13 protein-coding genes are annotated in these 14,074 nt (G+C 34.8%); 5 read left to right on the top strand and 8 right to left on the bottom strand.

Annotated elements, in window-relative coordinates:
- Positions 1-4: 4 nt before the first annotated feature.
- Genes OPS21_RS07735 through OPS21_RS07715 form a run of 5 tightly spaced genes read right to left on the bottom strand, consistent with a single transcriptional unit; the run spans position 5 to position 5,571 of the window.
- Positions 5-1,390 carry an NADH-quinone oxidoreductase subunit N gene (locus OPS21_RS07735; protein WP_264336478.1) on the bottom strand — a complete coding sequence of 462 codons (1,386 nt, stop codon included), beginning with the start codon at positions 1,388-1,390 and terminating at the stop codon, positions 5-7.
- Positions 1,387-2,829, bottom strand: a complete 1,443-nt coding sequence (locus OPS21_RS07730) for a complex I subunit 4 family protein (RefSeq protein WP_264336479.1) — start codon at positions 2,827-2,829, stop codon at positions 1,387-1,389. Before OPS21_RS07730 ends, OPS21_RS07735 begins: the two co-directional genes overlap by 4 nt.
- Before the next feature lie 3 nt (positions 2,830-2,832).
- Positions 2,833-4,680, bottom strand: coding sequence for an NADH-quinone oxidoreductase subunit L (nuoL, locus tag OPS21_RS07725; protein ID WP_264336480.1), 1,848 nt, complete (start codon positions 4,678-4,680; stop codon positions 2,833-2,835).
- A gap of 4 nt (positions 4,681-4,684) precedes the next feature.
- Complete coding sequence (gene nuoK, locus OPS21_RS07720; RefSeq protein WP_019236815.1) at positions 4,685-4,993, bottom strand: NADH-quinone oxidoreductase subunit NuoK; 309 nt, start codon at positions 4,991-4,993, stop codon at positions 4,685-4,687.
- Complete coding sequence (locus tag OPS21_RS07715; RefSeq protein WP_264330614.1) at positions 4,984-5,571, bottom strand: NADH-quinone oxidoreductase subunit J; 588 nt, start codon at positions 5,569-5,571, stop codon at positions 4,984-4,986. The genes nuoK and OPS21_RS07715 overlap by 10 nt, the downstream gene beginning before the upstream one ends.
- A gap of 206 nt (positions 5,572-5,777) precedes the next feature.
- Between OPS21_RS07715 and OPS21_RS07710 the strand changes: the two genes are divergently transcribed.
- A complete protein-coding gene (locus OPS21_RS07710) occupies positions 5,778-6,188 on the top strand; it encodes a WD_0964 family protein (RefSeq protein ID WP_264336481.1) in 411 nt (136 codons plus the stop codon).
- 121 nt (positions 6,189-6,309) lie between these two features.
- Complete coding sequence (locus tag OPS21_RS07705; protein ID WP_264336482.1) at positions 6,310-8,223, top strand: ATP-dependent helicase; 1,914 nt, start codon at positions 6,310-6,312, stop codon at positions 8,221-8,223.
- A gap of 42 nt (positions 8,224-8,265) precedes the next feature.
- On the opposite strand, the gene OPS21_RS07700 is transcribed toward OPS21_RS07705, so the two are convergent.
- The 3 genes from OPS21_RS07700 to OPS21_RS07690 form a co-directional block, all read right to left on the bottom strand.
- The gene (locus OPS21_RS07700; RefSeq protein WP_264336483.1) at positions 8,266-9,021 is read right to left on the bottom strand and encodes an alpha/beta hydrolase; all 756 of its coding nucleotides are present in this window, start codon (positions 9,019-9,021) and stop codon (positions 8,266-8,268) included.
- A gap of 1 nt (position 9,022) precedes the next feature.
- Positions 9,023-9,547 carry a c-type cytochrome gene (locus tag OPS21_RS07695; RefSeq protein ID WP_264336484.1) on the bottom strand — a complete coding sequence of 175 codons (525 nt, stop codon included), beginning with the start codon at positions 9,545-9,547 and terminating at the stop codon, positions 9,023-9,025.
- 95 nt (positions 9,548-9,642) lie between these two features.
- A complete protein-coding gene (locus tag OPS21_RS07690; RefSeq protein ID WP_264336485.1) occupies positions 9,643-9,777 on the bottom strand; it encodes a hypothetical protein in 135 nt (44 codons plus the stop codon).
- A 69-nt stretch (positions 9,778-9,846) separates the two neighbouring features.
- Here OPS21_RS07690 and ruvA point away from each other — a divergent pair, with 69 nt between their 5' ends.
- From ruvA to OPS21_RS07675, 3 genes are all read left to right on the top strand, one after another.
- Positions 9,847-10,419, top strand: a complete 573-nt coding sequence (gene ruvA / locus OPS21_RS07685) for a Holliday junction branch migration protein RuvA (protein ID WP_264336486.1) — start codon at positions 9,847-9,849, stop codon at positions 10,417-10,419.
- A complete protein-coding gene (gene ruvB / locus OPS21_RS07680; RefSeq protein ID WP_143689279.1) occupies positions 10,416-11,405 on the top strand; it encodes a Holliday junction branch migration DNA helicase RuvB in 990 nt (329 codons plus the stop codon). Before ruvA ends, ruvB begins: the two co-directional genes overlap by 4 nt.
- A 493-nt stretch (positions 11,406-11,898) precedes the next feature.
- Positions 11,899-13,953, top strand: a complete 2,055-nt coding sequence (locus OPS21_RS07675; protein ID WP_264336378.1) for a recombinase family protein — start codon at positions 11,899-11,901, stop codon at positions 13,951-13,953.
- The last annotated feature ends 121 nt before the right edge of the window (positions 13,954-14,074 follow it).

The raw sequence follows: 14,074 nt of genomic DNA, 5'->3' as shown, positions 1-14,074 counted from the left end.
CTTGTCAGCCCTTTAGTTTAATGAGTGAGTAAAGATCTTCTGCGTACAAGAAAAGAACGAGGTTGATCAGTGAAGCCACTGAAGTGATAATGAATAGACTCTTAGAATAAGCAACCTTATTACCACTAGCTTTATCAAAATACATAACTTTCATGATATTTAAATAATAGTAGCATGATATCACACTCGCTATTACAAGGATCAAAGACAGGCTGATAAAGCCAGAATTTATTAAACTTTTGAATATAAAAAATTTAGCGATAAAACCTGCAAGTGGAGGTATTCCCGACATCGAGAGTAACAGTACAGAAAGATGAAATGCTACAATTGGGTGTTTCTTCCCTATACCAGATAAATTTGCAATATCACAATCGTCATCGTCAATTTGTACGAGATATGAGAATAGCCCTATGCTTGTGATGATATATATCACCAAATACATTAAGGCACTATCTGTTCCTGCTTGTGTAAAAATAGAAAGTGAAGCAAATATAAAACCAATGTGACCAATTGAACTGTAAGCAAGCAGCCTTTTTAAGTTTTGCTGACGTAAGGCCCCAAAAGCTGAGATAAGCACAGACAATGCTGAAACGTATAAGAAAATAGGCTGAACATAACTTTTTACATTTACTAACTCTTCATTCATCAATCGAATTAAAAATGTTACAAGTGCAGCTTTTGGGGCCGTAGAAAAAAACGCAGTTACTATGGTAGGTGCACCTTGATAGACATCTGGAGCCCACATATGAAAAGGAGCAATAGCAAGCTTGAAACACAAACCAATAAGGATAAAAACTAACCCAAAAACTATTCCATAAGTTATCTGATGGTTTTGCAAGAATGAACCGAGCTCAGAGAAATTGACTTGTCCTGTATATCCATAAAGCAGCGACATTCCATATAGCATAATGCAGGAAGATAGTGCACTAAGTGTAAAATATTTCACTCCTGCTTCACATGAATAAGCTGAATCTTTATTAAAGCTCGCAAGAACATACAAAGATATACTCATCAACTCAAAAGCTAAATAAAAAGAAATCAGACTATTTGCTGAAACCAAAGTTATCATGCCAAATAGCGCAAAAAGAATCAGTATTGAAAATTCATATTTATAGTCATATTTTGATAAATTCAGCATCAAAAGTATTAAAATTCCTGTGCTGAGAATTAACCCTTGGGCTGACCTGATGTATAAATTGAGTTTTAACAACGAATTTAAGAGAAAAATTTCATTGTTTTCTGCCGAAATAATTAAAATAATCAAAGTTACCACTGTGCAGCCAAGTGCTAATAAGTTGATAGTTCGGCGGTTAAATATAATTCCAAGCAGTAGCAACACTAACGAGGAGATAATAGAGAACGTTTCCGGCAATATCTGTATATAATTCATAGCGCATTATATTTGACTAACAAATTTGCCATACATGGCTTCAAATAATTCAGTGCAAGGGTTGGGTAAAATCCAAGCAAAATAACAAACACTGCAAGCAGAATTAAGACAGAAAATTCTATGCTATCCAAACGGTTATTTAATAATTTAGAATAGCTAACCCCCCATATTATTTGCTTACATAAATTCAGCATATAAACTGCGCTTAAAATAGTGCCAAGTGCGATAAATCCTGTAAAAAACCCTATGCTCTTAAACATTCCAACCATAGCCAAAAACTCACCTATGAATCCAGATGTTCCAGGTAGCCCTATTGAAGCCATTGAAAATAAAATGAACATAAAACCAAATTTTGGCATTGTATTTACTATGCCAAAATACTTTGCAATCTCCAAAGTTCCAGTTCGAGTATATAGCATTCCAACACACAAAAATAAAGCAGCAGAAATAAGGCCATGACTAATCATTTGAAATATGCTACCCAGTACTCCTTCCTCACAAAATGAAAAGAGGCCAGCAGTAACGATCCCCATATGTGCTATTGAAGAATAAGCTATTAACTTCTTTATATCATCTTGAGCAAACGCAACTAGCGAAGCATATATCACCGCAATAATGCTCAGCACAACAACAAAATTTGAAAAATACAAACTTGCCTGAGGAAGCATTGGAATAGAAAATCTTAAAAATCCATATCCCCCCATTTTAATAAGCAAGCCAGCTAAAACCACAGATCCAGAAGTTGGTGATTGCACATGCGCATCAGGAAGCCAAGTGTGAAATGGAAACATTGGAACTTTTATTGCAAAGGAAATAAAAAATGCAATCCACAGCAATGACTGCACTTCAAGATCAAGGCTTGGCACTAATGTGGCTAATTTTTGTATATTAAACGTCCCAAAAATGCTATAGATGTACACTAATCCAAGTAGAAATAATAATGAGCCAGTTAATGTATAAAGAAATAACTTAAACGTTGCATATACCCTGTGTTTTCCTCCCCAAATGCCAATAATAAAGAACATTGGTATTAAAACAGCTTCAAAAAACACATAAAAGCTTATAGCATTCAGTGAAACGAAAAACCCGACTACAAAACTCTCAAGCAGTAGAAATAATGCCATATAGGCTTTTAGGTTCGTATAACTCATTTTGCAGTTATAGAGTATACAAATTACAAACAAGAAAGTTGTAAGCAGAAGGAAAGGCAACGATATACCATCTATCCCTATTCCTACATTCTTGATTGGATAGCTGACAAACTGAAAGTCCGCATTGTTATAATCAAATTCTATACAAGTTACAATGCTAAGCAAAAATGGAAGTATAGTAAAAAATAGGGCAAGGAATCTTAGGTGTATAGATTGATGATTAATCCTGATCGAGGATAAAATCAACGCTCCTATCAGTGGAAGCAAGAATATACTAAGTAACAACACCTTCTATTTAATTCCAATAATATATAAAGCACCGATTATTAAAGTAACAAACATAATAAATGCATAATCAAATATATAACCAGTTTGTAACTTTATAGAACTTTTTGAACATTCATTAACCAACCTTACAACACCATTTGGTCCAAATGAATCAATAGCCTTAACATCAAACTTCCATAGAAGCCTAGATATAAACCTTATCGGTGCAATTATAACAAACTCATACACCTCATCAAAGTACCATTTATTCTGCAAAAACTTAAGTAAAAATTTACTTTTAATTTTCCTAATTACTTGATATTGGTAAATTAGGTACGCAAGTGCTATTCCACTTAGGCTCGCTAAGGTTGGCAGCAGTTTTATAAAGAAATTATGAACTCCATGCTCATCAATCACCATTAAACTTGATTTCCAAAACGCATTACTAGTTATGTTCAAAATATTTGCTCCCCACACTCCAGAAAATACCGATCCAAAAGCAAGTATCAGTAATGGTATAAGCATAATCTTCGGTGCTTCATGTATATTAATTTTACTTTGTTTTTGGCTATGGAACACAAGAAGCAATAACCTCCAAGAGTAAAACGCTGTGAAGAATGCAACAACTAAGCTTATTACAAAAGCAAAGCTATCCGTGCTATAAGCATGTTCAATTATCAAATCCTTTGAGTAAAAACCTGCAAATGGAAATATTCCAGAAAGCGCAAGAGACCCAATCCACATGAGAGCGTAAGTGCAAGGTATTTTCTTCCAGCAATTTCCCATTTTCTGAATGTTTTGCTCATGATGCGTTGCATGAATTACATTGCCAGCACCAAGAAATAGTAGAGCTTTAAAAAAAGCGTGTGTCATTAAGTGAAAAATAGCAAAATTGTAAGCAGAAAGCCCACATGCCATGAACATATAACCAAGTTGACTGCAGGTTGAATAAGCAATTATTTTTTTTATATCATTCTGAGTAATCGCAACGTTGGCTGCAAAAAAAGCAGTAAGTGCACCAACGATAACTATTAATTCTCGTGCCACATTTGATAACTCAAACAATGGAGAACATTTTGCTACTAAAAATATACCTGCTGTTACCATCGTTGCTGCGTGAATGAGTGCAGAAACAGGGGTTGGCCCTTCCATTGCATCTGGCAACCAAACATGTAAACCAAGCTGTGCAGATTTACCCATACAGCCAATAAAAAGTAATATGCATATTATATGAGTTACTTTGAATTCACAGCAGAATGCCCTAATGTTCTGCGTGCCAAGAAGATCAGTTGTATCAAAAACTTCAGTAAAATTCAAAGAGTGAAATGTATAATAAATAAGAAAGATTCCAATCAATAGTGCAAAGTCTCCTACCCTATTCACAACAAATGCTTTAATTGCTGCATTATTTGCAGAATATTTTTGGAACCAAAATCCTATGAGTAAATAAGAACACAGGCCAACCCCTTCCCAGCCAAAAAAAAGCTGCACGAAATTATCGCTTACAACCAGCACAATCATGCAAAACGTAAATAGCGATAGGTAAGAAAAAAACCTCGACTTCCCTTTGTCATGCTCCATATAACCGATAGAATAGAGGTGGACTACTAGTGAAACGGTGGTAATAACAATAAGCATTAAGGATGAGAGAGCATCCACACTAATTGCCCAATTTACTTTTAATACACTTAATGAAAATAGAGGAAACAAACTCAAGTGATAATTTTCAGAGAAGGTGAGAAAAACATACCAAGATAAAACTGCAGATATTCCAATCCCCGCCGTTGTAACTAACTGACTTTTTCTAAAAAGTGCTGCAAATAGCGAACCAAAGAGTGGCAAAAATACTATTAATTTCAGTATATCCATCATACTTTCATTCTTTCATTAAGTTCGCTTGTTCAACATCTATATTGCCACGACTTCTATAATATACAACCAATATTGCAAGCCCAACTCCTGACTCTGCTGCCGCAACAGTCAACACAAACATCACAAAAATTTGCCCAACTATATCATTCATAAAGGCAGAAAAAGCAACTAAATTGATGTTAATCGCCAGCAATAATATTTCTATTGATAACAGTATATTGATTATGCTCTTACGGTTGATGAAAATACCACACACTCCAATAGTGAACAAAATAGCAGCAACTATCAAAAAATGATTTAATCCTATTTCCATTCTACTCCTTTTCCAAATTTAGCCTTAACCAATTTTACAGATGAAGATTGTGTCAATTGCTTTAATACATTCTGTTTTTTAACTCCTTTTTTCTTGTCCTGCAAAGTAAGAGCAATTGCACCAACAATTGCAACAAGCAGCAGAATACCAGAAAGATGAAAAGCGTACATGTAGTCAGTGTAGAGCAAATTACCGATAGCTTTCACGTTATTGGCATTATAGTTTATAACATTACTTATATTCAGCGTTGAGCTGCGGATTACAAAACTGATAATCAGAAAAAACACAACACATAATATAGCACCAGGAGTGAAATGCTTCGCAAAACCCTGGCGCAACCTTATGTAGTCAATATCGAGCATCATAACTACAAAGAGGAACAACACTGCAACCGCACCGATGTATACTATCAGCACCATCATAGCGATGAATTCAGCTCCAAGGAGAATAAAAAGAACTGCAGAGTTAACGAAAGTGAAAATTAAAAATAACACTGCATGCACAGGATTCCTTACGCTAATTACACAAACAGCAGATAAGATGCTTAGAATTGCAAAAGAATAAAAGAAAAAAGGCATTGATACTTTAACTGCAACAATAGCTACTAACTTAAAGTAATTATTGCTGTAAAGTCAATATTATATTAAACGTTTGAAAACATTCTACTACAAGCTTCAGCTCCATTTTAAATAGAGCATTTTCTCAGTAATGCAATAAACACTCTTGACGGTTTTAATTTATTAACTTATAGTATATGTATATTAATAGTTAGTGATGGCTCAAAATGTATAACATATTTGGTTACTTCAAAACTTGTGACAAGCAAAGTGAAAAATTAAATAGAGAGAGTTATCAATATACCACAAGAGATTATGTGACAATTTACTTCAATAATACACTAGCCAGTTTAGGCAGATCATGGAGAGAATTTAAAGAAAAAGCATATGGTTTTATATATGATATTGGAGCTTGGTTGAAAGAAATATATGAAAATTTCACTGAACGACCTGAAATGCATAACTTCTATATTTCAGAAAAACTTCCTATTAAAGCTGAGGAAATGATGAAGGAACTGAATCATAAGTCTAAGCCATTTCAAACTCTACCTATTCATCCAACAAGCAGAAGTTTTGATGCCAATATCTCAAATCAAGTTATTGTTACTCAGCATACACTAATTACTCAAATAAGATAGATACAAATCCCTACACTTAAATATGTAGTACTTGAATGAGTTGACTGTTATGTTCAATAAGACCTTTACAATATTTCGATCATAGGTTTAACTTTACGAAGTTATAATCTATAGTGCTGCAATGAACGATTATCTCTCGCTGCTAAATCCAGAACAACAATCAGCTGTAACTAACATAGATGGACCAATTTTAATACTGGCAGGAGCCGGAACGGGAAAAACAAGAACGATCACTTCAAGAATAGCGCACATAATTCGAAATGGCTACGCTTACTCCGATGAGATCTTAGCAGTTACATTCACGAACAAAGCAGCAAATGAAATGATATCAAGAGTGCTTGAACTTACGGGCACAAATATACCATGGCTTGGCACCTTCCACGCAATTGCAGCAAAAATTTTACGTCATCATGCTGAAATTGTGGGCTTAAATTCCAATTTCACAATCATTGGTGTGGATGATCAATTACAGGTAATAAAAAATATTATTAATGAAATAAGCCCTGATTACCTATCAGAAAAATGTAAGACCATTATGAATATCATCCAGCAGTGGAAAGAGAAGTGTTTATTGCCGTCTGAAGTGGAAGACGTTCAATCATTTAGGCCAGTTTACGTAACTGCACTCAAAGTCTATTACCAGTATCAGGAAAGGTTAAAATTCCTTAACTCTGTCGATTTTGGTGACTTATTGTTATATAACATACAACTTTTTAATAAAAAGACCGAGGTTCTGTCCTACTACCAAAACAAGTTTAAATATATCATGGTAGATGAATATCAAGATACAAATGCAATACAATATCTTTGGCTAAAATACCTTGCAAAAGAGCATTCAAATATTTGCTGTGTAGGAGATGATGACCAGTCGATATACAGTTGGCGTGGTGCAGAAGTTGAAAATATTTTGAAATTTTCCGATGATTTTAAAAATGCAAAAACCGTTAAACTGGAGTGTAACTACAGGTCAACATCCCACATAATTGCAACTGCATCATATGTGATCAATCACAATAAGACTCGCTTAGAAAAAAAATTGTGGACAACAAACATTGAAGGGGAAAAGGTAAATCTAATAAAATTATGGGACGGGAAAGCTGAAGCAAGGTTCATAAGCGAACAGATATTAAAGCTCAATAAATACATATTTAGTGACATTGCAGTGCTCGTAAGAGCGACTTTTCAAACTAGAGTGCTCGAAGAGTATTTTATAAAATATTCAATTCCCTATAGGATTATAAGTGGCGTAAAATTCTACGAACGTCAAGAAATAAGGGATATAATTGCATATTTGAGGCTTGTTACAAATAATAATGATGATCTCGCTTTTGAAAGGATCGTAAATCGTCCCAAAAGAAGCATAGGAGCTACAACTCTAAAGAAAATATACACGACTGCTCAGGATAACAAAATTTCTTTTTTTCAGGCAGCAAAAATATTGGTTAATAGTGATCAAGTAACCGAAAGAATTAAACTCTCACTAAATGATTTTTTAAATAAAATTAAAGCTTGGGAAGAAATAGTAAGCGTAAAACCGCTGCATGAATTCGTTAAAATCGTAGCAAATCAATCAGGATATATGGAAATGCTTGAGAATGAAGGAGTGACGGGTTTAGCGCGAATAGAAAATGTTAAAGAGCTCATTTCATCTTTGAAGAATTTTGACAGCACTATAACCTTCTTGGAGCATATTAGTTTGGTGATGGAAGTGGATAATATGAATAGCGATGACACTGTATATGTTATGACTCTTCATGCGGCTAAAGGGCTTGAATTCCCGTGCGTGTTTTTACCTGGTTGGGAAGAAGGATTATTTCCTCATCAAAGATCTTTTGAAGATAAAAGTGGTAAAGCTTTGGAAGAAGAGAGAAGACTTGCATATGTTGGCATAACTAGAGCAAAAGAAAGGTTGATCATTTCATGTGCAGATAGGAGGGAAATTAATAATCAGTGGCAACCAATGCGCACTTCTCGATTTATTAAAGAATTGCCAAGAGAAAATGTTGAGGTGATCAAGAATAGTGCCTACTGTTGAAGCTATAACTGCAGCTCTTACGACAAACACATCTGAATTACTTCAATTATATATTTCTCCTGGCAAAAATTCTCTGATGGTCTTAAATAAAATTTTCAGTGAATGATTATCAGACATGTTGTGTTCTGCTGATTTTATTAAGTGTACTTCAACGTCTGTTGACTTAATTTTTTCAGCTAAATTCAATGAAGTTTGATAAGGAACATCTTTATCATTAATGCTATGCAATAAGCGCACAGGACAGTTTATATCTATTGCTTCTCTGTTTAAAAGAAGGTTCTTTCTACCGTCTTCGATCAGATTTTTAGTTATTTTGTATGCACAATGCTCCGAAGTAAAATCTATTACACCTTTAGAACCTAGTTCTTCTTTTTGCTTGCCTGACAATTGCTTGAATATCAAATCTTCAGTAAAATCAGGAGCAGACGATATACCAATTAGCGCTGCAGTTTTTTCTGGAAATTGAAGGGCAGTGAGCAGCATCAGCCATCCACCCATACTTGAGCCTATAATTATTTGTTTTCTGCTAGTTAATTCGCTTATCACTTTAGCACAATTTTTTTGCCAATCACTTATTGTATAATCAGCGAAGTCACCGCTTGAATTACCGTGACCAAAATAATCAAAGAGCACAAGTGCTACGTCATTTTCTTGGCAAAATTTGTAAATAGCAGTTGCTTTAGTTCCATCCATATTGGATGCAAAACCACTAAAAAAAACTATAGAAGCCTTCTTTCCTTGTAGCTTTCGATATGCTATATGGCCATTACTTCCATCGAGTAATTTACAATAATTCATACTACTTTGGCAAGGCAACCGGACTATCGCTCATCGAACGCAAATAGCTGACTAGATCTGCAATCTCTTGTGGATTGGAAATGCCTGCAAATGCCATACGTGTACCTTTTATGTAGGCTTTTGGATTTTTTAAAAAAGCAAATAACTCCTCATACTCCCATTTCCCACCTTTTTCAAGTAGTGCTTTTGAGTAATTGAATGAGCTGCCAAGATGGGCCTTTTTATTTCCAACCACGTTCCATAAGTTTGGCCCCACTTTATTCATTCCACCTTTCTCAAAACTATGACAAGCTATACATTTTTTTGCTGCTGACTTGCCTTTTTCAAAGCTAGCATTTTGCATGAGCTCCCCAATATCAAGTGCCACTTGTTCAATCTTTTGCTGAGGCTCATTGCTGGCTGCTACTATTGTTTGGTGTTCAATTTTATAATCCTCTGGGTTATAGAGCGTATCAACTACATTACTAACTATCATAATTATTAATCCAGAAAGTAAAATCGATGCTGCAATCTTATTAAGCTCCATAGTTAATTCTTATCAAGTAGTGTTACTTAAATTATGCAAATATTTTTGCAAACAGCAAACAATTACCTTAATGTCGCCAAAGATGGAAATTTCTACTACTTAGCTAAGTTAGGAGACTGCAATTCTACTTCTATCGGAGTAACTTGTGGTTCAATTACATAATGATCTGGAATAACATATTCAAATAGATTTCCTGCAAACTTGTCTGCAATGATTGAAACTGAAACCACTGCTATAATGTTCGTTTGCTTGACCTAAGATTCAGGAGCATTTAAACTGAACTTTATACAGTACTAAAAATGATAGGAAATCTAAGCGGAATAGTTGATGAAGTGTGCAGCGATCACATAATCCTGAATGTGAATGATGTTGGCTATATAGTGTATCTTTCAGCCAAAATTTTAAGTGCTTGTTCAATCGGAAGTAGAGTAAAATTACTTATCGACACTTATGCAAATAGCAGAGAAAACGTTGCTCAGCTATATGGCTTTATAAGTAAAGAAGAACAGCAGTGTCTGCGTTTATTAGTTAAAGTGAGCGGTGTCAGCTATAGAACCGCAATGTCAATTTTGAGCAAATTAACTCCAGAGCAACTATTTTTGGCAATTATAAATGAGGATAAACTAGCACTTAAGGTGAGTGGACTTGGCCTAAAACTCATAAATCGAATTATTACTGAGCTGAATGGCAAAGTAAGTAAATTAGAGATAAATAACAATCATTTTCACTCAATTAGTGAAGATGCTCTTTCAGCCTTGATCAATCTTGGATATGAAAGAACAAAAGCTTATGATACAATAAAAAAAATAGAAGATGAATCACCAAACTTGGACACTAAAGATATTATTCGTATGGCGCTTAAAACAATATGAAGTCAATATCATGTAGTAAGGAATACTCTGAAGATGTACGTAATTTAAATATCAGGCCTGAGCAACTTGATGATTTTGTCGGGCAAAAAGATTTAATACAAAATTTAAAAGTGTTTATAAATGCTGCACAGACGAGAGCTGAAGCTTTGGATCACGTATTACTCTATGGTCCTCCAGGGCTTGGTAAAACAACTTTAGCACAAATTGTCTCTAAGGAGTTAAGGGTTAGCTTTCGTGCAACTTCTGGTCCATTGCTTAGTAAAGCTGGGGACTTAGCTGCAGTGCTCACTACTTTAAATGCAAAAGATGTTCTATTTATCGATGAGATCCATAGATTAAATCGTAGCATTGAGGAAGTTTTATATACTGCTATGGAAGATTTTTGCCTAGATATACTAGTAGGTGAGGGCCCATCTACCAGAACTTTAAGAATAGATTTACCACCATTTACACTGATTGGGGCAACAACACGGCTTGGACTGCTTTCTGCACCGCTGAGGGATCGTTTTGGTATTCCCCTGCATCTTGAGTTTTATTCTTTTGAGGAACTGATTGATATTATCAAAAGAGGTGCAAGAGTTCTTTGTGCTGAAATCGAAAAGGATGCTGTGCAGGAAATTGCCTGCCGAGCCCGTGGTACTCCAAGAATTGCTTTGAGATTACTCAGAAGAATAAGAGATTTTGTTGAAGTAAAAGATGATAAAAAAATTACCTGTAAAATTGCCAGTTCTGCACTATCAAAATTGGGTATAGATAAAATGGGACTAAATAAATTAGATATGGATTATCTGAGATTTTTGTTTAACACCTCAGGACCTATTGGAATTGACACCATATCTATTGCACTATCTGAAGATGTTGGCAATATTGAAGAAACAGTAGAACCTTATTTAATCAAGGTCAGTTTCGTAAAGCGCACACCAAGAGGACGTGTTTTAACTGATCAAGCAAAGGAATATCTCAGCATCAATTCAGTGGTATGCTAGCATTATAACATATTTTAGTACATTGTATAATATTACACTAACACTATAATATTCTCTTAGTTATATGCTTTGCGGGTGTTTTAGAGGCAAATAAGAAAGTCTTCTATTATAGTGAATATGTTCTTGAACGATCAATCACCTTAATACCCTCTTCAATAATCAAGTAACTAAGGAAATTACAGTTACAGATTCAACACATCCACTATTTGGCAGAACATTTCCAATATCTTCTGTCAGCTCAAAAGTCCACAATGTATTTGTTACTTATCGCAATTACATCATTCTACGTATTCCGTTTTCTGCTACCAACTTAGCTAGTAAGCAAAACTTTCTCACCAGCAAGTTAACGTGGTCTTCATTATACGAATTTGTTTCTCTAGCAAAGGAGTATAAATTATGCCATGTAAACCATGTCAAGTGTGGCAGAAAATGTCGCAACGTTTCAAGTCAGAAGTTTTAGAAAATATATTATTAGTGTCCAAAGAGGTTATCTATGAGTACATCAGAGCTAATTACAGCACAGCATTTAGCACGCGAAGCAATAATTTATATCAGACAATCAACACCTCATCAAGCATTGAGCAACCAAGAAAGTTTGGAGTTACAGTATGCACTAAAACAAAGAGCAATTGACCTTGGATGGAAAGCTGATAATGTTGTAATCATTGATAGTGATCTTGGTTTAACTGGTGCTAGTGCTGAAAAGCGTGAAGGGTTTAAAGAGATTGTCACTAAAGTCACTTTATCAAAGGTAGGAATTATTCTCTCCTACGATGTGACTCGCTTATCACGTAATTGTTCTGACTGGTATCCTTTACTGGATATATGTGGCTATAAACAGTGTTTAATAGCTGACCGGGATGGTGTTTATGATCCTGGTACTATTAATGGTCGGCTGTTACTTGGTCTGAAAGGGCAACTTGCTGAAATGGAGTTATCTACTATAAGAGCTAGACTAAATGCTGGACTATTAAATAAAGCAACCAGAGGTGATTTAGCCTTATCTCTCCCAGTTGGTCTTGTTCGTAACATTGATGGTTCTGTGAACAAGGATCCTAACCTTGAAGTTCAGTCTCGTATCAATCTTATTTTTGAAACTTTTCTAGAAAAACGAACAGCATCAAAGGTTTTAAGACATTTTAATGATCATCAACTAACTCTTCCTAGATATAATAATTTCAAAGAACTACAGTGGAAAAAGCCAACTGTTGCAGCAATTACCTCAATACTAAAAAACCCAGCCTATGCTGGAGCATTTGTTTATGGGCGTTCCCGTACTACATACCATAAGCCATCTTCTGCTGACAAAACAACAAAAAAATTACCAATGGAGGAATGGAAAGTTCTGATCAAAGGTAAATACTCAGCTTACATAGATTGGGAAACTTTTACAAAGATTGAGATGATGCTAAAAGATAATTATGCAGAATACGATCGCAATAAAACACGTGGTATAGCAAGACCAGGTGCAGCATTATTACATGGAATAATTTATTGTGGAGAATGTGGACATAAAATGTTGGTACAGTATAAAGGAGGAAATCGTTATTTATGCAACTATCTACGTCAGCAGTATCGTGTACCTGTATGTCAGCTTTTACCAGCTGATATTATTGATAATGAAGTAGTTCCCAAATTTTTTGCTGCACTTGGTCAAATTGAGCTTGATGCTTATACTCAGGCGATTAACTCACAATTGCAATCTGAGCAAGCAATTAATAAAGCACATTTACAACAATTAGAGCGCCTAAAGTACCAAGTTAGATTGGCAGAAAGACAATTTAATCAAGTAGACCCTGACAATCGTCTTGTAGCTGCAGAACTTGAAAGACGCTGGGAGAAAGCATTGAAAGAACTCCAACAAGCAGAAATTATGTTCGAACGTCAGCGTCCAAGTGATCCAACACCTCAATTACCTGAAGAACTGAAAACAGTATTTTTAGATGTAGGCAAAAGATTACCTGAAATTTGGTATAAATCAATTCTATCACGTCAACAACAAAAGTCCTTTCTTCGTTGTCTCATTGATAAAGTGGTAGCACACAGAATCAGACGCGATTGTCTTCAGGTACGCATTATATGGCATGGTGGCGAAACTACTACTTCTCATGTTCCCATTCCAGTAAACTCTTTTCGCGAGTTGACTAAAGCAAAAGAAATGGAACAGTCTATAATAAAGTTAAGTAAAGAAGGTAAAACAGATGCAGAAATTGCTAAGTACTTAGAAAAACAGGGACATCGCTCCCCCACAAAAAACATCGTTTTAGAAAATACAGTAAAAACTATTCGGTTAAAAAATAACATTATGCGAGCAAGGAATCAGTCACATCCGCTTAAAGTATCTGGATATCTTACCGTTCCACAAATTGCAAAAATCCTCAATGTTACTACACATTGGATTTATGATAGAATTAATAATGGTCAAATCAAAGTACGAAAAGATGACAGTAAAACCAGAGGAAAATATTTATTTGAGAATACGCCAGAGACTGTTAGAATCCTTATGGATTTTAAACATGGTAAACTCAACAATCCAAATTTTTTATAGGAGTATCAATATGCATAATCAAAAGATTATGTAATATATGATAGGCTGTATGTAGTATAAATGTAAAAATATCAATAAATTATTGATATTTTTTAAGATTAATACTTATTAAATACTTCAT

The organism is Wolbachia endosymbiont (group B) of Chorthippus parallelus, from assembly GCF_947251815.1.
Classification (GTDB): domain Bacteria; phylum Pseudomonadota; class Alphaproteobacteria; order Rickettsiales; family Anaplasmataceae; genus Wolbachia.
Note: the sequence above shows the minus strand (reverse complement) of the source record. Positions and strands in the feature narration are given on the sequence as shown.

Bases quoted from the DNA above. Each gene is read 5' to 3' on its own strand.
- OPS21_RS07675 (WP_264336378.1), top strand. From the start codon at position 11,899: ATGAGTACATCAGAGCTAATTACAGCACAGCATTTAGCACGCGAAGCA.
- OPS21_RS07705 (WP_264336482.1), top strand. From the start codon at position 6,310: ATGAACGATTATCTCTCGCTGCTAAATCCAGAACAACAATCAGCTGTA.
- ruvA (WP_264336486.1), top strand. From the start codon at position 9,847: ATGATAGGAAATCTAAGCGGAATAGTTGATGAAGTGTGCAGCGATCAC.
- OPS21_RS07710 (WP_264336481.1), top strand. From the start codon at position 5,778: ATGTATAACATATTTGGTTACTTCAAAACTTGTGACAAGCAAAGTGAA.
- OPS21_RS07735 (WP_264336478.1), bottom strand. From the start codon at position 1,390: ATGAATTATATACAGATATTGCCGGAAACGTTCTCTATTATCTCCTCG.
- OPS21_RS07715 (WP_264330614.1), bottom strand. From the start codon at position 5,571: ATGCCTTTTTTCTTTTATTCTTTTGCAATTCTAAGCATCTTATCTGCT.
- nuoL (WP_264336480.1), bottom strand. From the start codon at position 4,680: ATGATGGATATACTGAAATTAATAGTATTTTTGCCACTCTTTGGTTCG.
- OPS21_RS07695 (WP_264336484.1), bottom strand. From the start codon at position 9,547: ATGGAGCTTAATAAGATTGCAGCATCGATTTTACTTTCTGGATTAATA.
- nuoK (WP_019236815.1), bottom strand. From the start codon at position 4,993: ATGGAAATAGGATTAAATCATTTTTTGATAGTTGCTGCTATTTTGTTC.
- ruvB (WP_143689279.1), top strand. From the start codon at position 10,416: ATGAAGTCAATATCATGTAGTAAGGAATACTCTGAAGATGTACGTAAT.
- OPS21_RS07700 (WP_264336483.1), bottom strand. From the start codon at position 9,021: ATGAATTATTGTAAATTACTCGATGGAAGTAATGGCCATATAGCATAT.